The sequence below is a fragment of the Metasolibacillus meyeri genome (assembly GCF_003049505.1).
In the GTDB taxonomy this organism is placed as follows: domain Bacteria; phylum Bacillota; class Bacilli; order Bacillales_A; family Planococcaceae; genus Metasolibacillus; species Metasolibacillus meyeri.
The window spans coordinates 26564-46285 of sequence record NZ_PYWN01000070.1; the positions used below are offsets into that span (position 1 = coordinate 26564).

Below are 19722 nucleotides of genomic sequence, written 5' to 3' on the forward strand. Positions count from 1 at the left end.
TATGTAACGTGCACATATGTAGCCGACATATTCGGGCTATGTAAGGTGCAGTTCGATAATACTCTGTTCCAGATGGTTCAGGGCGAGAGGAGAAAACGAATATGAAACAAGGAATTCACCCAGATTACAAAACTGCAACAGTAACTTGCTCTTGCGGTAACTCATTCCAAACTGGTTCTGTAAAAGAATCAATCGTTGTCGAGTTCTGTAACGAATGTCACCCATTCTACACAGGTCGTCAAAAATTCGCGTCTGCTGACGGACGTGTTGATCGTTTCAACAAAAAATACGGTCTTAACAAATAATAGTTTGAAGATGCCTGCCAGGTTTTTGTCTGGCAGGCATTTTTTGAGAGATAAAGCGAAGCTAATAATCAGGTTTTACAGGCTATGTCATCTGCTTAAACTACCTTGATTTCGCTTCGAATTTAGAATCGAGGAATCTGATAGCCTGTTATATAAGATAAAGCGAGCCTTATCCATGCTGCTTTACGTTCAGTATAGATAACTTGCTCTTGTAGTAACTGGTCACAGAAAAAATGCTCCTGCGATTACCCATCACAGACAATAGGACTACCCGTTAATACGGGATGAAGTATCTTATATACGGAGGAGAAAATGGCGCAATTATTTTTTAAACATGGTGCGATGAATAGCGGGAAGTCGATTGAAATTTTAAAAGTAGCACATAACTATGAAGAGCAGAATAAGCCGGTTCTTATTTTTACTTCAGGTATTGATACGCGTGATGAAGTGGGGGTTGTATCAAGTCGTATCGGTCTTCGCCGACCTGCGATAGCTGTGTTTGCCGATACAAATATTTTTGAATATGTAAAAAAGCATCACGAAAAGCCATATTGCATATTAATTGACGAAGTGCAGTTTTTAACGAAGGAACATGTGTTGCAGTTAACACAAATTGTCGATGAATTAAATATTCCAGTTATGGGCTTCGGCTTAAAAAATGACTTCCAAAATGAGTTATTTGAAGGTAGCCGTTACATGCTGATTTACGCAGATAAAATTGAAGAAATGAAAACAATTTGCTGGTTTTGCCATAAAAAAGCGACGATGAATTTACGGGTTGATGACAATGGTAAGCCTGTTTACACAGGTGATCAAATTCAAATCGGTGGTAACGATTCCTACTATCCAGTATGCAGACAATGCCATAGCAACCCACCGCTTTAAAAGTGTAGCAAGCCGTTGTGAATTTCTTTATACTAATAAAGACAAATAACAGAATGAAAATTAATTTTATACAGAGGTGAAAAGTATCATGTTTGATCGTCTACAAGCTGTTGAAGATCGTTATGAAAGATTAAATGAATTATTAAGTGATCCAGACATAGTAAGTGATAATAAAAAGTTGCGTGAATACTCAAAGGAACAATCAGATATTCAAGAGATGGTTGATGTTTATCGTGAGTACAAAGCTGTAAAGGAACAGCTGGCAGATACGCGTGAAATGTTAGAAAATGAAAAAGATCCAGATATGCTTGAAATGGTAAAGGAAGAATTCCATGGATTAAATGACCAAGTTCCAGCATTAGAAGAGCGTCTTCGTATTTTATTGATTCCAAAAGACCCGAACGATTCAAAAAACGTTATTATGGAAATCCGTGGTGCAGCAGGTGGAGATGAAGCGAATATTTTTGCGGGTGATTTATTCCGCATGTACTCACGCTACGCAGAAACACAAGGTTGGAAAATTGATATTATGGAAGCAACACCAAATGCGATGGGTGGCTATAAAGAAGTCATCTTTATGATTAATGGTCAGGGTGCTTATTCTAAATTTAAATATGAAAATGGTGCACACCGCGTTCAACGTGTCCCTGCAACAGAATCGCAAGGGCGTATCCATACATCAACAGCAACGGTTGCATGTTTACCAGAGGTGGAAGAAGTTGATGTAGAAATTCATGAAAAAGATATTCGTGTCGATACATTCGCATCATCTGGTGCAGGCGGTCAGTCCGTTAACACGACAATGTCTGCTGTTCGTATGACACATATGCCAACAGGCGTTGTTGTATCGATGCAAGATGAGCGTTCACAAATTAAAAACCGTGAAAAGGCAATGAAAATTTTACGTGCACGTGTAGCGGATATGTATATGCAAGAAGCACAAGCAGAAGTGGATGCGACACGTAAATCCGCGGTAGGTACAGGTGACCGCTCAGAGCGAATTCGTACGTATAACTATCCACAAAATCGCGTAACAGATCACCGCATTGGCTTAACGATTCAAAAACTCGACCAAATTATTGAAGGCAAATTAGACGAAGTGATTGATGCGCTTATTTTAGAAGAACAGGCATCAAAACTAGCTCGATTAAATGAAGATGCATAACAACGTATTTGAAGTCCTGCAACGGGCTTCTTCTTTTTTAAGTGCGCATGGTCGAGAAGAAACAGCCGCACGTTTACTATTACAGCATGTGTTACAAACGAACTACTCAGGTTTAATGATGCAAATGCAGGAGCAGGTATCTGAGGAGAATATCGCTACATTTGAAGAAATGCTACAAATGCATGCAAACGGCACACCGATTCAATATATTACAGGTGTTGAAGAATTTTATGGACGTACATTTCAAGTAGATGAATCTGTTTTGATTCCGCGCCCCGAAACAGAGGAGTTAATCGTTGGCGCAATTGCGCGTATCGAAAAGCTATTTGGTGAAGGGGACTCTATTAAATTAGCAGATATCGGCACAGGGAGTGGTGCAATTGCTGTAACGATGAAGCTGGAATGTCCACAATTAGCTGTTACCGCAACAGATATTTCAGCACAGGCACTTGCCACAGCGAGCAAGAATGCTGAACAATTAGAGGCTAGTGTCGATTTTCGTTTAGGTGATTTAACTGAGCCAATTGCATGTGAAAAATGGGATGTTGTTTTAAGTAATCCGCCATATATCGCTTTTCAAGAAGCGGAAGAGATGTCTCTAGTTGTGTTGGAGCATGAGCCACATACAGCACTTTTTGCAGAGGAAGACGGACTTATTCTATATCGTAAGCTAGCTGAACAATTACCAGCATTAATGAATTCGAGGGCATTAATTGGTGTGGAAATTGGTTATACACAAGGAAAAGCTGTAGCGGGCTTTTTCCAGCAGCATTTCTCACAAGCTAAAGTGGAAATCGTACAAGATATTAATGGCAAAGATCGAATGGTTTTTTGTGTAATTGATGAATAAAATAAATTTTTCTTGTCCATGCTAACAAGCAAGGAGGGGATTTTATGTTAGAAGATTACAATATTAAGAGAAAGCCAGTACCTATTTTTATGATATTCCGGTATGTTTGCTATGCACTTATCAGTTATATGCTATTGTTGGCTGTACCTCATTTCGTAGATTATGGTGAAAGCTGGCATGAGCAAAAAGAGGGGAGCTCTGTGCTATTTAGAGTTGTAGCAAATAGTAATTTACAAGAAGACCAGCTATTAAAGCAAGAAATTGTGCAAGCAGTACAACCAATGTTTGAGCAGATTGCTAGCATGCAAGAAGTGGAGTTTGCTATAGCTGATATAAAACAAGTGTTGGCGAAAGATTATGCACAACACGATGTGCATATTTCAGTTGGGGACAATTTAATTCCACCTAAATATGAATTTTCTACTTTTTATCCGCAAAATTTCTATCAATCTGTCGTATTAACAATTGGACAGGGGCGAGGAGATAATTGGTTTTGCTCTGTGTTTCCAAAGACTTGTGAGAAGCCAGAAGAAAAGAAGGATGAAAAGCGTAAATTTGTGATTTATGAGTGGTTAAAACGGAAATTATCATAGATTTATCAACAATTTACAATAACTTATACACAATAAAAGCCAAGTTATCAACAAGTTGTGAATAACTAATAGAAAATAGCGAAATATAAGGCGGTGATTCTATGGAAACAAAATATTTAATTGTGGATAAAAATGTGGATAGTCATGACGCTTATGCACAAGCTGTGGATTTTTTAAATAAGGGTGAAGTAGTCGCATTTCCTACAGAAACGGTATACGGGCTTGGGGCTGTTGCGACAGATGAAGTAGCGGTGCAAAAAATATTTGCTGCTAAAGAGCGCCCATCAGATAATCCACTTATTGTCCATATTGCGAATAAGGAACAAGTGAGAGATTATGTGCAACATATACCTGAAGTAGCACAAAAATGTATGGATGCATTTTGGCCAGGTCCATTAACACTTATTTTACGAGAGAAGCCAAATTTCTTTGCTGAGAATGTGACAGCTGGCTTATCAACAGTTGGCTTGCGAGTACCTGATCATCCTGTTGCATTACGCCTACTTGCGGCAATAAATAAGCCGTTAGCAGCGCCTAGTGCTAATCGAAGTGGTAAGCCATCACCGACGAAGGCGCAGCATGTCGCGGAAGATATGACGAATCGTATTTCATGTATTTTAGATGGCGGGGCAACTGGTGTTGGTTTAGAATCGACGGTACTTGATGTCACAGTTACGCCTCCAGTTATACTGCGCCCAGGTGGTGTAACGAAAGAAATGCTTGAAGCAGTAATTGGGTCAGTCATCCAGCCGACAGACAAGGAGCAGGAAAACCCAAATACACCGAAAGCACCAGGCATGAAGTACACCCATTATGCACCAGAGGCTCCTGTATTATTAATTGAACCTGAAACAGAAAATGTGCAACAAGCGATTGCGCAATTGCAAGCTGCTGGACATCGTGTTGCATTATTAGCATCAGAAAGTTTTGCTGAGAGCGAGGCAAATTATTTCTTTACATATGGTAAGGACGACAACGTCGATGAAATGAGTTCAGCACTTTATGATGCGTTACGTGCATGTGACAAAACGGACGCGACAATTATTTTAGCGACAACAACTACACGTGTTGGCGTAGGTGTAGCCATTATGAATCGCTTAGAAAAAGCGGCAGGTGGACAATGGTATAAATAGGTTTTGACTTTCTCAATAGCATAAAGGTAGGCGTGTCTTAAAATAACTTTTGAGGCACGTCTTTTTGCGTATTTACCTACATAAAATGAAAGCAATGCTTAGGAGGTATGTCATTGCAGGAAGTAATCGTTGGAATTATTTTAGCGTTAGATGTAGTTGCATTGTATATACTTTTGCCGAGTGTTTCACAACGCTTTTTACTATCAATTTGGACAGCTTTTTGGCATATGCTTTTTCCGTTATTAGGCTTTAAATTAGGGAGCTGGGTTAGCACCTTTATGGAAGGCTGGGCGACATATATTTCTGCTATTCTATTATTTGGTATAGCGCTTCAACTACTTTTATCATCAAAACATCAACATGTACCGCAGCAAGCTTTACCGATTTTAGCCATTATGGTTAGCATTGATAGCTTTTCAGCGAGCGTTTCTTTTGGTATGCTAAATTTAGAAAAGTATTTATTTATATTGAGTGCTGGAATTGGTACTTTTTTACTATCTTATATAGCGCTTATCGTAGCGAAAACACCGATTTTCAACAGCCAAATTTTTAAAATAATAGCGGGCATATTATTGTTAGTGATTAGCGTAGTTATTTTAATTCAACAGAAGCTATAGATTAAGAGATGAATACTTTAAGTCTAAGTACTTGCTAAATCAGTAGATGTCGCAAGCTGTTAAGCAATATTGAAAAAATTAGGTATGCAATTGATGTATTTGAATGAAGCATTTTTGGAAGAGTGGGAGAAAAGATGAATATTTATTTTGTTTGTACAGGGAATACTTGCAGAAGTCCTATGGCAGAGGCGATTTTGAAGGCAAAGAAACGCTCGGATATTGCTGTTCGTTCGGCAGGTATTTACGCTCTTGAAGGAGGAGAAATGTCTGAAAATGCACAACGTGCTTTAAACGATGAAAATATTCCTCATAATCATATTTCTCGTCAAGTAACCATCGAGGATATTGAATGGGCAGACTTAATTTTAACGATGACAACTGCGCATAAAGAGCTGTTAATTCGTAGCTCTGAAATGGCTGCACAAAAAACGTATACGTTGAAAGAATATGTCACACCATATACGGCGCCAGATGTATCAGATCCATTTGGGAGAGATTTGAATACCTACAAGCAAACATTTTATGAATTACAGCATTTAATTGAAGAATTATTACAAAAGCAAGAGGGGGACACAAATAGTGAATGATAAAAAACGATTTAATTTACGCAAAAAGTTAGTATTATTTGTAGGAGTTTTAGCTCTAGTTACATATTCGACTAGCTTTGTATTTATTGAATTTATACATCCGATGTTTTTTGAAACTATAAACAGCAAGATTTTTCAAATAGGTACATACATAGCGGGGATTACTTGGTCCTGTATTTTAGCAGCGATTTTCAGTATCGTTTTAGTTCGTCCATTACAAGCCTTGGAGCAGGTTGCTTCACGCGTAGCAGAAGGAAAAATCGGACAAGATGTGGAGATGCCGAAAACAAATGATGAAATTCGTTCTGTAGCAGAGGCATTTCAGCATATGCTTATTAATTTACGTGGCATGGTAGATGGCATTGAAAATAACTATCGTATAACAAATTCAACAATTAATGAACTATCAGGATTAACAAAAGCCTCATCACGCAAAGCGAATGATGTGGTGAAAACGGTTGGGCATATTTCAGATGGAGCACAAACTTCAGCTGTTTCTGTACAGGAAATGGCAGAGGCTTTGGTTGATGTTCGCCAATTAGCGCTTGATGTTAATATGCACGCAACCAATTCCGCTGATGGCTCAAAGCAAATGTTAAGTAACTTGGAGTCAACAAAAGGGGCGATTCAAACTCTTGTAACGAGCATTCAGCAAATTGCTCAAGGGAATGAGGAAGCGTTAGGGAATATTCATGAATTAGAAAAAAATGCGGAGCAAATTGAGCAAATAATCGGACTAGTTGGAGATATTGCAGCCCAAACAAATTTGCTTGCGTTAAATGCTTCTATTGAAGCGGCAAGAGCAGGGGAACATGGTAAAGGATTTGCTGTCGTAGCAGAGGAAGTTCGTACTTTAGCGGATGAAAGCGCGAAGGCAGTACAAGGAATTACAGCTATTATTCAAGCGATGCAACAAAATGTAGAGCTGGTTGTAAAGCAAATGAATGGTCAAGTGGCATTTGCAGTACAAGAGTCCGCACGTGTATCTGAAACGACAGCAACCGTTGATGGCATGGTGCGCAATGTGGAAGATGTAGCACACGCGGTGATGGATATTTCTTCATTAACGAAGCAGCAACTTGGTGGTATAGAATTAACAGCACAACAATCTCAAGAGGTTGCTGCAATTGCGGAGGAAACTTCTGCTGGTGCACAAGAAGTCCGTGTCATTACAGAGGAGCAAGCAATGGAAATACAACAAACACAAAATTTATGCGAAAATCTCCAACAGCAATCGAATGAGTTGCATAATGTGATTGCCCAATTTGACCGCTCTAAATAATAGAGTTGCTTCAAAACGATATGAAGAAGTGGTTACTGAGCATTTATTATCTTTAAAATAATGAAAAGGTTGATAGGAGGTTTTCCTGTCAGCCTTTTATTCTGATACTTCAAAATAGGTTGCTTGTAATATAAATAACTAACTGTGTATGAATATAGTTAATAGCTGATAATGAGAGATTTAAATAATTTTCTTCTTAATAATAGCATTATTCTATCTTTTAAAATGGTAAACCAATATAAGGTAGAATATTATATTTTTAAAAGTATTTTGTGGTCAAAAAAATGCACAGTATTTACTGCATATTATGAAAGAAAATTCTGTTAGTAAAATAAAAGACGAATATAAATTAATGAATTGCTTATAAAATCGAAAGAAAGATGAACTTTAATGTTAAAATCCACCTAGAATATTCGTGTTTTCATTTGGAAGTTTTTTTGGTATGCTTGAAAAGAATGTTTTTCTCATTCAATAAATGATACACTGTTTAATGAATATATCGTGAAAAGAGGGAACTTCATTGAAAATTGCAATTTCTTCTGACCATGGAGGGAATAATTTACGTCGTGAAATTATGTCTTTGTTAGGTGATTTAGGTATTAGTTATGAAGATTTTGGACCACAAGCTGATGAATCAGTTGATTATCCAGACTATGCGAAGCCTGTATCCGAGGGTGTTGCCTCTGGGAAGTTTGATCGAGGGATTTTAATTTGCGGTACGGGTATTGGTATGTCAATCGCAGCAAACAAAGTAAAAGGAATTCGTTGTGCTTTAGTGCATGATGTATTTTCGGCAAAAGCGACGCGCTGTCATAATGATTCCAACGTATTAGCTATGGGTGAGCGTGTTATCGGCCCAGGGCTAGCGTGTGAAATTGTTTCAACTTGGTTAAGCACCGAGTTTGAAGGTGGGCGTCATACACGTCGTGTGGAAAAGATTTCAGAGCTGGAAGTGTAATAAATGACAAATTTAAATGATTTGCATAAATCTCTATCCATATTGTTAGGCGAATTAGAGCAGCAAGTCACGTTTCGACCACAGCAATTATTTGTTGTAGGGTGCTCAACATCCGAGGTCATCGGAGAGCTTATCGGAACAGCGGGCGCAATGGATGTAGCAACAGTTATTTATGAAGAGCTACAAAAGTTTGCTGAACGCCATGAATTATATTTAGCTTTCCAAGGCTGCGAGCATATTAATCGTGCCTTAACATTAGAATATACAGCCGCAGAAAAGTATCGGCTAGAGCCCGTACATGTTGTTCCAGTAAAAACGGCTGGAGGTTCTATGTCAGCTTATGCTCACACGCAAATGCGACAGCCTGTTGTCGTAGAGAATGTACAAGCACATGCTGGTATTGATATTGGTCAAACATTAATTGGCATGCATTTAAAAGCAGTAGCTGTACCAATCCGTACATCAGTGAAAACGCTAGGTGAAGCAGTAGTAACAGTAGCAACAACACGCCCGAAATTAATTGGTGGCGTGCGTGCACAATATGAATAATTTACTTTTGGGAGGAATTTTACATGGCATTTGAAAAGTTAGCAGCACAAGATAAGGCAGTATTAGATGGTATTTTAGCAGAGAAAAAGCGTCAGCAAGCGAATATCGAATTAATCGCATCTGAAAACTTCGTATCAGAAGCTGTAATGGAAGCACAAGGCTCTGTATTAACGAATAAATATGCAGAAGGTTACCCAGGCAAACGCTATTATGGTGGCTGTGAGCATGTCGATGTAGTGGAAGATATCGCACGCGATCGCATTAAAGAATTATTCGGTGCTGAATACGCAAACGTACAGCCGCACTCTGGTGCGCAAGCAAATATGGCTGTGTATCATACAATTTTAGAGCCAGGTGATACAGTACTTGGTATGAATCTTTCTCACGGTGGTCATTTAACACATGGTTCACCAGTAAACTTCTCTGGTATTTTATATAACTTTGTAGAGTACGGTGTAACAGAAGATACACATGTAATCGATTATGAAGATGTTCGTCAAAAAGCATTGGAGCATAAGCCGAAATTAATCGTTGCTGGTGCATCTGCATACCCACGCGAAATCGACTTCAAAAAATTCCGTGAAATCGCAGATGAAATCGGTGCATACTTTATGGTAGATATGGCGCATATCGCTGGTTTAGTGGCAGCGGGTGAGCACCAATCACCAGTGCCATACGCTGATTTTGTTACATCAACAACACATAAAACTTTGCGTGGTCCACGTGGTGGTTTAATTTTAGCTTCTAAAGAGTGGGAGCAAAAATTAAATAAATCGGTTTTCCCAGGTATCCAAGGTGGTCCATTAATGCACGTAATCGCTGCTAAAGCGGTAGCATTCGGTGAAGCGTTACAGCCAGAATTCAAAGACTATGCAAAGCAAGTAAAAGCCAATGCACGTGTATTAGCTGACACGCTAATCGCTGAAGGTGTAGAAATCGTATCAGGCGGTACAGATAACCACATCGTGTTATTAAATGTAAAATCTCTTGGTTTAACAGGTAAAGTAGCTGAGCATGCACTAGATGCAGTTGGCATTACAACAAATAAAAACACAATCCCTTATGACACTGAATCACCATTTGTGACATCGGGTATTCGTATTGGTACACCTGCTGTAACATCTCGTGGCTTCAAAGAAGAAGATATGAAGGAAGTCGGCTTAATCATTGCGTCAGTATTAAAAAATCTTGAGGATGAAGCTGTACAAGAACAAGCAAAAGCACGCGTAAAAGAATTAACAGATAAATTCCCATTATACGCATAATAAAAAAGAGTAGTGGCATGTTTTGACGCCACTGCTCTTTTTCTGTATAAAGCGCAGGTGAATTTTAAAAAGTACTGATAAAGTATAGATAAACTTTAAAACCGCAGATAAATTGATGGAATTCGCAGATAAAATTAAAAAAACGCAGATAAGTTGGCGAAAACCGCAGATAAACAAAAGCCTCACTACTATGTTAGCGAAGTTCACCAAAACTATGAAATTCCACTGATATATTGTCAAATTTCCTACTTAACTAACTATAGCTGCAAATTTTTCAAGTGGGTTTGCAAAACTTCCTTTCAAATCAGGCTCTTCATACTTCATGTTCTACAACACAGCTTATGCTTTTTTTGTTATACTTATCTAGATTAACAACAGTTAGGAGAGAGCCATATGAGCAAAGTATATGTATTCGACCATCCATTAATTCAGCACAAATTAACGTATATTCGTGACAAAAACACTGGAACGAAAGAATTTCGTGAACTTGTAGATGAAGTGGCAACATTAATGGCATTTGAAATTACGCGTGAAATGCCATTAGAAGAAATTGAAGTAGAAACCCCTGTAACGACAGCCAAATCGAAAGTACTATCCGGTAAGAAGCTTGCTATTGTTCCGATTTTACGTGCAGGAATCGGCATGGTAGACGGTGTTTTAAAGTTAATTCCAGCAGCAAAGGTTGGACATATTGGTTTATATCGCGATCCAGAAACATTACAGCCTGTTGAATATTATGCGAAGCTACCAGCAGACGTAGAAGAACGTGATTTTATTATTGTAGACCCAATGTTAGCAACAGGGGGATCTGCTGTAGAAGCAATCAATTCTTTGAAAAAGCGCGGCGCGAAAAGTATTAAATTTATGTGCTTAATTGCTGCTCCAGAAGGTGTAGAAGCTATTCAAAAAGCGCATGACGATGTAGATATTTATATTGCGGCATTAGATGAAAAATTAAATGATCACGGCTATATTGTACCTGGTTTAGGTGATGCAGGCGATCGTTTATTCGGTACGAAATAATATAGTGAAAAAACGAAATAGTATGGAGCTGTCTGAAAAATAGTTTTGGGGCAACTGCATACTAATTTCTTATGTCAACTATTATTTTATAGACTGGAGAGTTCGTAATGAGGAAATTTAAAGTAATGACGATTTTTGGTACGCGCCCAGAGGCCATTAAAATGGCGCCACTTGTACTAGAGCTGGAGAAGCATCAACAAGTAGAGTCAATTGTGACAGTGACAGCTCAGCATCGTCAAATGCTCGATCAAGTACTAGAAACATTTAAAATTAAACCGAATTATGATTTGAATATTATGAAGAATCGACAAACGCTTGTAGATGTTGCAACAAACGCGCTACAAGGACTAGATGCAGTAATGAAAGAAGCGAAGCCAGATATTGTCTTAGTACACGGGGACACGGCAACTACATTTATCGGTAGTTTAGCTGCATTTTACAATCAAATTGCGATTGGACATGTGGAGGCAGGGCTTCGAACAGGTCAAAAATATTCACCATATCCTGAAGAAATGAACCGTCAGTTAACAGGTGTGATGGCAGATTTACACTTTGCACCAACAAAGCAATCAGAGGGAAATTTACTACGTGAAAATAAGCCAGCTGAAGCGATTTATGTGACAGGAAATACAGCGATTGATGCATTGAAAACAACAGTTAGTGAAACGTATAGTCATCCTGTGCTAGAGAAAATAGGCACAGACCGTATGATTTTATTAACAGCACATCGCCGTGAAAATCTAGGTGAGCCGATGCGTAACATGTTCCGTGCAATCAAGCGCTTATTAGCAGAGCACCAAGACATTCAGGTTGTTTATCCTGTGCATATGAACCCAGTTGTGCGCGAAATTGCCAATGATGTGCTAGGTAATGATGAACGCATTCATTTAATCGAACCGTTAGAAGTATTTGATTTCCACAATATTGCAGCTCGTTCATATATGATTTTGACGGATTCTGGTGGAGTGCAGGAGGAGGCGCCTTCATTAGGCAAGCCCGTACTTGTGTTGCGTGATACAACAGAGCGACCAGAAGGGATTGCAGCAGGTACATTGAAGCTTGCTGGCACAAATGAAGATACGATTTACAATTTAGCGAATGAATTGCTCGTTGACGAGGAAGCGTATAAGGTGATGGCACAAGCATCAAATCCATACGGTGATGGTCATGCATCAGAGCGAATTGTGCAGGCACTTATTGAGTTTTTAGCAAAACAATAATAAGAAAATGGTTTTTTAATATAAGAAGTTTGGATAAACTTCATGCATAAAACCCAATTTCACAAATTTGTCGACAATTTGACAACATTGGGGTGATTGTGAAGTTTTTCACCATTACTAATTGACATCAAATATCGCCTATTGTATGCTAACAAAGGGTAAGAATGATAAGGGTTTCAAACTTTGAAGCACTTATTATATCAAGTTTCTACTGAATTAACAATTGAAAGCCAATTGTTAATTGCACTCCTGTGATGACTCGTCGCAGAAGAAAACTTTGCAACGGTTTGATGCGTCTGGATACATGTCCATAAAGGTTAAAGTTTTTGTATGTAGAAATTTACTCAAAGTCAAAACTTGCTACATATTTAATTTAACCTCGTAACTGTGGTGCATTCACTACATTTTGGAAGCACTTACTAATCAGCATCGATTCTTTACTCGAAAAAAATTCAGGAGACTTACTGCCAATGGAAGATTTGCATTACATTTTCACCAAGCAAAAGAAAGTGTTATTTTTTTTGCTTGCTCTCTGTGTACTAGGATGGGCTTTTACGCCATATGCTAGCATCTTCGCAGGAATAGGTTTAGGTGCATTCTTTGGTACATATAACTTTTGGATTTTAGTTCGACGGATGGACAAATTTGACCGTTCTGTTAGTGAGGGAAGAAAGGCATCATCTTTAGGCACAGCCTTACGCTTTGGCTCAGGTGTTGCAGCAGTCGCAATCGCCATGTCGTTGCCAGAACATTTTCATCTGATTAGCACAGTTATTGGGCTAATGCTTCCGTACATTTTTCTTGTTATCGAGAGAATTGTACATCTTGCTAAACAACACTAAAGTGTACTTAACGAAAGAGAGGTGAATGCAAAAATGGATCATAAAAATCCAGAATTCCATCTATCGCTATTTGGGGATTATGTATTAACATTTAACAAATCAACTGTTTTGATGTTAATTGTTACGGCTGTAGTTGTATTTTTAATCGCGTTTATTTCTACACGTAGCCTAAAACTAAAGCCTACAGGTATGCAAAACTTCATGGAGTGGATTATGGACTTCGTGAAAGGGATTATTAAAAGTAATATGGATTGGAAAACGGGTGGTCAATTCCACGTGTTAGGGATTACGCTACTTATGTTTATCGCTGTAGCAAACTTACTCGGATTACCGTTCGCTATTACTTATGACCACTACTTATGGTGGAAATCACCAACAGCTGACCCAACAGTAACATTAACATTAGCTGTTATGGTTACACTATTAGCTCATTACTATGGTATTAAAGCACATGGTACTGGTGGTTATGCGAAGAACACTTATTTAAAGCCAATGTGGTGGATGTTCCCGCTGAAAGTTATTGAGGAGTTTGCCAATACATTAACACTTGGTCTACGTCTTTACGGTAACATTTTCGCAGGTGAAATTTTAATTGGCTTAATTGCAACTGTTGCAGGTGCAAGCATTTGGGGATGGTTCGGAATGGTTATTCCAGCTATCGCATGGCAAGGATTCTCGATTTTCATCGGCTTTATCCAAGCTTTCATTTTCACTATGTTAACGATGGTTTATTTGGCACACAAAGTGAGTCACGACCATTAATTATAAATTCCGTGAATTTCACGGTATTTGAACCACAATAAAAAAAACACATATTCCAAGGAGGAAATTTAACAATGACAGGTTCAATTGGTTTATTAGCAGCAGCAATCGCAATCGGTTTAGGTGCACTAGGTGCAGGTATTGGTAACGGTCTTATCGTATCAAAAACAGTAGAAGGTATCGCTCGTCAACCAGAATTACGTGGCGCTCTTCAAACAACAATGTTTATCGGGGTTGCATTAGTTGAGGCCCTTCCAATCATCGGTGTAGTAGTAGCATTCATCGTAATGAATCAATAATTACTACTTACGACGTCAATGGCGAAGAAAAGTTCACCAGACTTACTACTTCGCCATTCCTTTTATCAGGATTCAGCAGAAAACTCCTACCTTCACAGGTGACGAGACGAATGCTTATCTTGCTTTTATTTTAGATGGTGTCCAAACATCGGCTGAATCATGATAAAGCCTCCGGCGGATGTCACAGATTTTAGTAGAGGGGCTTTTCGAGCGTACTCGAAAAAATCTGGACGCAATTACGCCGAGGCGTAATTGATGTACTATATGAAATTCGCATAAAACTATGTGAATAATGCAACATTGAATTTGAAATTAAAGAATTACATGGTATAGATTTTGAACAAGCTCTTGAAGGGAGTGAACCAATCGTGTTAGTAAATGATCTTGTATTAGGTGCAGCTGGTGATTTTAATGGTGGAGACATCCTTGCAACACTAGCAACATTTGTTATTTTAATGCTTCTTCTTAAAAAGTTTGCATGGGGTCCATTAATGGGTATTATGCAACAACGTGAAGAATTAGTTGCAAGCGAAATCGATGCAGCTGAAAAAGCGCGCAAAGAAACGCACCAATTATTAGAAGAACAAAAAAGCCTTCTTAAAGAAGCTCGTACAGAAGCACAAGCAATCGTAGAAGGTGCTAAAAAACAAGGCGATGTACAGCGTGATGAAATTATTTCAGCAGCTCGTGCAGAGGCAGCTCGTTTAAAAGAAGCGGCTGTGCGTGAAATCGAAAACGAAAAAGAAAAAGCAATCGCAGCTGTGCGTGAAGAAGTTGTATCATTATCAGTTCTTGCAGCATCTAAAGTGCTTGGTAAAGAAATTTCTGAGGCTGACAACAGCGCATTAATTAAAGAAACGATTGCGAAGGCAGGCGAAGCGAAATGAGTCAAGTAGCGAAGCGTTATGCTGAAGCATTGTTTCAATTAGCTGGCAAAAATCAAAGTATTGCAGAAGTAAGTGCAGATTTAAAAGAATTAACAGCAGCAATCGAAGCAACACCAGCTTTATTGGAGCTATTAAACGCACCTAAAATTTCTTCTGCAAAGAAAAAAGAAATGCTATCTGAAATTTTAGTGAATGCTAATTCAGCAGTAGTCAATACAGTTCAATTATTAGTTGATAAACAACGTATTAGCGATATCGTTGCTGTAGCGGAAGAGTTCCAAGCTCTTGCCACTTCAGCAGGTGGTGCAGCAGAAGCGACAGTTTATTCAACACGTGCTTTAACTGAGGCTGAGAATGCAGAGATTTCTGCTGCATTTGCGAAGCTAGTAGGAAAAAGCAAACTAGAAATTAAAAATATTCTCGAGCCATCAATTCTTGGTGGGATTCGTGTGCAAATCGGCAACTATATTTATGACAGCACAGTAGCTTCTAAGCTAGAAGGTTTAAAGCGTACATTAGTTGTTTAATTTTAAGAAATGTGAGAGGTGAACATACATGGGCATCAAAGCTGAAGAAATCAGCAGTCTGATTAAACAGCAGATTGAAAACTACCAATCTGAATTACAAGTAAGCGAAGTAGGTACAGTTATCCGCGTTGGTGACGGTATTGCTCTTGCTCATGGCCTCGACAACGTCATGGCTGGAGAGCTTTTAGAGTTCTCTAACGGTGTTATGGGTATGGCACAAAACTTAGAAGAAGGAAACGTTGGTATCATTATTCTAGGTGAGTACCTTGACATTAAAGAAGGCGATGAAGTTCGTCGTACAGGTCGTATTATGAGCGTTCCAGTTGGTGAAGAACTAATTGGTCGTGTTGTAAACTCATTAGGTCAACCAGTGGATGGCTTAGGTCCAATCAACACATCAAAAACTCGTCCAATCGAAAGCCCAGCTTTCGGCGTAATGGCACGTAAATCAGTACATGAGCCATTACAAACAGGTATTAAAGCGATTGACGCATTAGTACCAATCGGCCGTGGTCAACGTGAGTTAATCATCGGTGACCGTCAAACAGGTAAAACATCTGTAGCAATCGATACAATCTTAAACCAAGCTGGTGAAAACATGATTTGTATCTACGTTGCAATCGGTCAAAAAGAATCTACAGTTCGTGGCGTAGTTGAAACATTACGTAAAAACGGTGCTTTAGATTACACAATCGTTGTAACTGCTTCTTCTTCTCAACCATCACCATTATTATACTTAGCACCATTTGCTGGTGTAGCGATGGCAGAGGAATTCATGTTACAAGGTAAACACGTATTAGTCGTATATGATGACTTATCAAAACAAGCATCTGCTTACCGTGAGCTGTCATTATTATTACGTCGTCCTCCAGGTCGTGAAGCATACCCTGGTGATGTGTTCTACTTACACAGCCGTCTATTAGAGCGTGCTGCGAAATTAAACGAAACTTACCAAAATGGTTCAATCACTGCATTACCATTCGTAGAAACACAAGCAGGGGATATCTCAGCTTACATTCCTACAAACGTAATTTCGATTACTGATGGTCAAATTTTCTTACAATCTGATCTATTCAACTCAGGTGTACGTCCAGCGATTAACGCAGGTTTATCTGTATCACGTGTAGGTGGTTCAGCACAAATCAAAGCGATGAAAAAAGTTGCTGGTACATTACGTCTTGACTTAGCTGCTTTCCGTGAGTTAGAATCATTTGCTCAATTCGGTTCTGACTTAGATAAAGCGACTTTAGCTAAATTAGAGCGTGGTAAACGTACAGTTGAAGTTTTAAAACAAGACTTAAACAAACCGTTAAAAGTTGAAAAACAAGTTGTTATTTTATATGCATTAACTCGTGGCTTCTTAGACGATATTCCAGTGGGCGACATTACTCGTTTTGAGGGTGAGCTCTTAAGCTGGTTAGATACAAACCACACAAGTGTATTAGATCATATCCGTACAACAAAAGATATTCCAGCTGATGCAGATCTTGCTGAAGCAATCAATGCTTTCAAGAAGACTTTTGCTAAATCAGAGTAATCTGAGTTGAACCATTCATCTAGGCTCCGCAGGCGAAAGCTTGCGGATGCGGTGAGAATAATGGATTGTGATTAAATAACAGAAGGTGGTGAAATACCAGTGGTAAACTTACGCGAAATTAAAGGTCGTATTAACTCTACAAAGAGCACGCAAAAAATCACAAAGGCAATGCAGATGGTTTCATCTTCGAAATTACGTCGTGCAGAGCAAAACGCAAAAGCATACGTTCCTTACATGGAAAAAATCCAAGAAGTAGTAGGCGCTATCGCTGCAGGTACGAAAGACAGTGGACATCCAATGTTAACTGCTCGTCCTGTGAAAAAAACTGCTTACTTAGTTATTGGTTCTGACCGTGGTTTAGCAGGTGCTTACAACTCAAGCATTCTGCGTCAGGTTCAACGTACAATTAACGAACGTCATAAATCAAAAGACGAATATGTTATTTTTGCGCTAGGTCGTGTTGCGCGTGATTATTTTGTAAAACGTGATCAAAATGTTATTAGTAGTGTTGTTGCTCTTCCTGACCAACCGACATTTGCTGATATTAAAGAAATCGCTCGTAATGCTGTTGGTATGTTCATTGATGGCGCATATGATGAACTTTATATGTACTATAACCACTTCGAAAGTGCTATTTCTCAAGTAGTAACGGAGAAAAAGGTTCTTCCGTTAACTGATATTGCCACTTCAACAACAAGCGCTGCATACGAATTCGAGCCATCTGGTGAAGCAATTCTAGAAGTATTACTTCCACAATATGCAGAAAGCTTAATTTATGGTGCTTTATTAGACGGAAAAGCAAGTGAACATGCTTCACGTATGACGGCAATGCGTAATGCAACAGATAATGCATCTGATTTAATTGATGGCTTATCATTGCAATATAACCGTGCGCGTCAAGCAGCTATTACACAAGAAATTACAGAGATCGTTGGTGGAGCTGCAGCCCTAGAATAGGTTGCGCTTTCACTGACTTTGTATAAGAATACGATAGGAGGATACACAACATGAACAAAGGACAAGTTCTACAAGTAATGGGTCCGGTAGTAGACGTTAAATTCGAAAACGGCCACTTACCAGCAATCTATAACAACATCACTGTTAAGATTGAACGTCCAAATGAAGAGCCAACTACTTTAGCTCTAGAAGTTGCAATCCACTTAGGTGACGATGTTGTTCGTACAATTGCAATGTCATCTACTGATGGTTTACAACGTGGAGCAGAAGTAACTGACTCAGGAAAAGCTATTTCAGTACCAGTTGGTGATGTAACGCTAGGTCGTGTATTCAACGTACTTGGTGAAATAATCGACTTAGGTGAAGAAATTCCAGCATCAGCTCGCCGTGATTCAATCCACCGCGAAGCGCCAAAATTTGATGAATTATCTACAACAGTTGAAATCCTTGAAACAGGTATCAAAGTAGTAGACTTATTAGCACCATATATTAAAGGTGGTAAAATCGGTCTATTCGGTGGTGCCGGTGTAGGTAAAACTGTATTAATTCAAGAGTTAATCAACAACATTGCACAAGAGCATAGCGGTATCTCTGTATTCGCAGGTGTAGGTGAGCGTACACGTGAAGGTAACGACTTATTCCACGAGATGACAGACTCTGGCGTTATTAATCAAACTGCAATGGTATTTGGTCAAATGAATGAGCCACCTGGTGCACGTATGCGTGTAGCATTAACTGGTTTAACAATGGCTGAATATTTCCGTGATGAACAAGGTCAAGACGTACTTTTATTCATCGACAACATTTTCCGTTTCACACAAGCAGGTTCTGAGGTTTCTGCCCTATTAGGTCGTATGCCATCTGCGGTAGGTTACCAACCAACACTTGCTACAGAAATGGGTAAATTACAAGAGCGTATTACATCGACTACAAAAGGTTCTGTAACTTCGATTCAAGCGATTTACGTACCAGCCGATGACTATACTGACCCAGCTCCAGCAACAACTTTCGCTCACTTAGATGCAACAACGAACTTAGAGCGTAAATTATCTGAAATGGGTATTTATCCAGCAGTTGACCCATTAGCGTCTACTTCTCGTGCATTATCACCAGAAATCGTAGGGGAAGAGCACTATGCAATTGCTACTGGCGTACAACGTACAATCCAACGTTATCGTGAGTTACAAGATATCATCGCCATCTTAGGTATGGATGAGTTATCTGATGAAGATAAGCAAACAGTAGAGCGCGCTCGTCGCATTCAATTCTTCTTATCTCAAAACTTCCACGTAGCGGAGCAATTCACTGGTCAAAAAGGTTCTTACGTGCCTGTTAAAGAAACTGTTCGCTCATTCAAGGAAATCCTTGATGGCAAATGGGATCACTTACCAGAAGATGCTTTCCGTTTAGTTGGTAGCATTGATGAAGTAGTAGAAAAAGCAAAAGGCATGGGCGTAGAGGTTTAATTCTAACGGCGAG

At 39.0% G+C, this 19722-nt stretch carries 22 protein-coding genes; all 22 read left to right on the plus strand.

From position 1 onward, the window contains the following. Positions 1 to 101: 101 nt before the first annotated feature. A complete protein-coding gene (gene rpmE, locus C9J34_RS11035; RefSeq protein ID WP_042470850.1) occupies positions 102 to 305 on the plus strand; it encodes a 50S ribosomal protein L31 in 204 nt (67 codons plus the stop codon). Positions 306 to 617: 312 nt separating this feature from the next. After that, positions 618 to 1190 (plus strand): thymidine kinase, encoded by a 573-nt coding sequence (locus C9J34_RS11040; protein ID WP_107839928.1) that lies wholly within the window; start codon positions 618 to 620, stop codon positions 1188 to 1190. 88 nt (positions 1191 to 1278) lie between these two features. Next, positions 1279 to 2355, plus strand: coding sequence for a peptide chain release factor 1 (prfA, locus tag C9J34_RS11045; RefSeq protein ID WP_107839929.1), 1077 nt, complete (start codon positions 1279 to 1281; stop codon positions 2353 to 2355). Beyond that, a complete protein-coding gene (gene prmC, locus C9J34_RS11050) occupies positions 2342 to 3205 on the plus strand; it encodes a peptide chain release factor N(5)-glutamine methyltransferase (protein ID WP_107839930.1) in 864 nt (287 codons plus the stop codon). Before prfA ends, prmC begins: the two co-directional genes overlap by 14 nt. 44 nt (positions 3206 to 3249) lie before the next feature. Continuing rightward, a complete protein-coding gene (locus C9J34_RS11055; protein WP_107839931.1) occupies positions 3250 to 3798 on the plus strand; it encodes a stage II sporulation protein R in 549 nt (182 codons plus the stop codon). A gap of 101 nt (positions 3799 to 3899) precedes the next feature. Continuing rightward, positions 3900 to 4931 (plus strand): L-threonylcarbamoyladenylate synthase, encoded by a 1032-nt coding sequence (locus C9J34_RS11060; RefSeq protein WP_107839932.1) that lies wholly within the window; start codon positions 3900 to 3902, stop codon positions 4929 to 4931. A gap of 113 nt (positions 4932 to 5044) precedes the next feature. Further along, entirely contained in the window at positions 5045 to 5548 is a 504-nt protein-coding gene (locus C9J34_RS11065) for a manganese efflux pump MntP (protein WP_107839933.1), read from the plus strand. A 134-nt stretch (positions 5549 to 5682) separates the two neighbouring features. Then, positions 5683 to 6135: a low molecular weight protein arginine phosphatase gene (locus tag C9J34_RS11070; protein ID WP_107839934.1), complete on the plus strand. Its 453-nt coding sequence runs from the start codon at positions 5683 to 5685 to the stop codon at positions 6133 to 6135. Beyond that, positions 6128 to 7417, plus strand: a complete 1290-nt coding sequence (locus tag C9J34_RS11075; protein WP_238600628.1) for a methyl-accepting chemotaxis protein — start codon at positions 6128 to 6130, stop codon at positions 7415 to 7417. The genes C9J34_RS11070 and C9J34_RS11075 overlap by 8 nt, the downstream gene beginning before the upstream one ends. A 520-nt stretch (positions 7418 to 7937) precedes the next feature. Continuing rightward, complete coding sequence (gene rpiB, locus C9J34_RS11080; protein WP_107839935.1) at positions 7938 to 8375, plus strand: ribose 5-phosphate isomerase B; 438 nt, start codon at positions 7938 to 7940, stop codon at positions 8373 to 8375. A gap of 3 nt (positions 8376 to 8378) precedes the next feature. Further along, positions 8379 to 8924, plus strand: a complete 546-nt coding sequence (locus C9J34_RS11085; protein WP_107839936.1) for a TIGR01440 family protein — start codon at positions 8379 to 8381, stop codon at positions 8922 to 8924. Between the two features lie 23 nt (positions 8925 to 8947). Next, positions 8948 to 10189, plus strand: coding sequence for a serine hydroxymethyltransferase (glyA, locus tag C9J34_RS11090; RefSeq protein WP_107839937.1), 1242 nt, complete (start codon positions 8948 to 8950; stop codon positions 10187 to 10189). A gap of 393 nt (positions 10190 to 10582) precedes the next feature. Beyond that, complete coding sequence (gene upp / locus C9J34_RS11095) at positions 10583 to 11212, plus strand: uracil phosphoribosyltransferase (RefSeq protein ID WP_107839938.1); 630 nt, start codon at positions 10583 to 10585, stop codon at positions 11210 to 11212. Positions 11213 to 11319: 107 nt separating this feature from the next. After that, a complete protein-coding gene (wecB, locus tag C9J34_RS11100) occupies positions 11320 to 12432 on the plus strand; it encodes a non-hydrolyzing UDP-N-acetylglucosamine 2-epimerase (protein WP_107839939.1) in 1113 nt (370 codons plus the stop codon). A 470-nt stretch (positions 12433 to 12902) separates the two neighbouring features. Further along, the gene (locus tag C9J34_RS11105) at positions 12903 to 13274 is read left to right on the plus strand and encodes an ATP synthase subunit I (RefSeq protein ID WP_107839940.1); all 372 of its coding nucleotides are present in this window, start codon (positions 12903 to 12905) and stop codon (positions 13272 to 13274) included. 33 nt (positions 13275 to 13307) lie between these two features. After that, the gene (gene atpB / locus C9J34_RS11110) at positions 13308 to 14036 is read left to right on the plus strand and encodes a F0F1 ATP synthase subunit A (RefSeq protein ID WP_107839941.1); all 729 of its coding nucleotides are present in this window, start codon (positions 13308 to 13310) and stop codon (positions 14034 to 14036) included. A 74-nt stretch (positions 14037 to 14110) separates the two neighbouring features. Then, entirely contained in the window at positions 14111 to 14335 is a 225-nt protein-coding gene (gene atpE, locus C9J34_RS11115) for a F0F1 ATP synthase subunit C (protein WP_042470896.1), read from the plus strand. A 368-nt stretch (positions 14336 to 14703) separates the two neighbouring features. Beyond that, positions 14704 to 15222: a F0F1 ATP synthase subunit B gene (atpF, locus tag C9J34_RS11120; protein ID WP_107839942.1), complete on the plus strand. Its 519-nt coding sequence runs from the start codon at positions 14704 to 14706 to the stop codon at positions 15220 to 15222. Further along, positions 15219 to 15749, plus strand: a complete 531-nt coding sequence (locus C9J34_RS11125) for a F0F1 ATP synthase subunit delta (RefSeq protein WP_107839943.1) — start codon at positions 15219 to 15221, stop codon at positions 15747 to 15749. Before atpF ends, C9J34_RS11125 begins: the two co-directional genes overlap by 4 nt. A gap of 28 nt (positions 15750 to 15777) precedes the next feature. After that, entirely contained in the window at positions 15778 to 17286 is a 1509-nt protein-coding gene (gene atpA, locus C9J34_RS11130) for a F0F1 ATP synthase subunit alpha (protein ID WP_107839944.1), read from the plus strand. 99 nt (positions 17287 to 17385) lie between these two features. After that, entirely contained in the window at positions 17386 to 18243 is an 858-nt protein-coding gene (gene atpG / locus C9J34_RS11135; RefSeq protein ID WP_107839945.1) for an ATP synthase F1 subunit gamma, read from the plus strand. 50 nt (positions 18244 to 18293) lie between these two features. Further along, the gene (atpD, locus tag C9J34_RS11140; RefSeq protein WP_107839946.1) at positions 18294 to 19709 is read left to right on the plus strand and encodes a F0F1 ATP synthase subunit beta; all 1416 of its coding nucleotides are present in this window, start codon (positions 18294 to 18296) and stop codon (positions 19707 to 19709) included. Positions 19710 to 19722 lie beyond the last annotated feature (13 nt).